General features: G+C 60.7%; 2 protein-coding genes. One reads left to right on the plus strand and one right to left on the minus strand.

Translation table 11 applies throughout. The features are described 5' to 3' along the window. A partial coding sequence (locus tag IG168_RS20500; protein ID WP_193166465.1) for a hypothetical protein occupies nucleotides 1-277 on the plus strand: 277 nt, incomplete at its 5' end. 22 nt (nucleotides 278-299) lie between these two features. Here IG168_RS20500 and IG168_RS21045 read toward each other — a convergent pair. Next, nucleotides 300-560, minus strand: a 261-nt coding sequence (locus IG168_RS21045; RefSeq protein WP_193166466.1) for a S26 family signal peptidase, incomplete at its 5' end; no start/stop codon positions are given.

The raw sequence follows: 560 nt of genomic DNA on the forward strand, positions 1-560 counted from the left end.
AGCTACCGAGTCCGGCGTCATCGAGGACGCTGAAGTCGCGGCCGAGACGATCGAGGAGAGCAAGACGGTCTTGGATGACGCCGTTCGTCGCATGGTGGACATCGGTTTGAATTCCGCCGGCGCGATATCGTGTTTCGCTGTCGCCCTGGGGGCGACGGCAACGTTCACCGCGGCCGGCTTTGCTATTCCGCCTTTGGCGGCGCTGGCGGTTTCCGCCGGCTTTTTCGGCGTGTCCGCAGTGATGGACAACCTGCCAGGCGCAAAGGGAACGAGCTAAAGCGTCGATCAGGGACGTCGATTCATTTCGTGAGCGATGCGAAAACGCCGGTCAGTCGAGTGACGATCGAGGCCCGCTTCACCGGGCCGAAGTATCGAGAGTCGAAGGATCGATCGTCGGTCCCGATGAGAAAGATTTCGCCGGCTCGAAGTGAACGGCAAATCGTTAGCTCGGGGAGCGGGCGACCTTGTTGATCGGTATCTTGGACGGATCCTCGATCAGAACCGTTGATGAGCAACCGCCCTCCTGCGATGCAAACATGATCAGCGCCAGAGCCGGCGAC

It is taken from the genome of Microbulbifer hainanensis, from assembly GCF_014904735.1.
Classification (GTDB): domain Bacteria; phylum Pseudomonadota; class Gammaproteobacteria; order Pseudomonadales; family Cellvibrionaceae; genus Microbulbifer; species Microbulbifer hainanensis.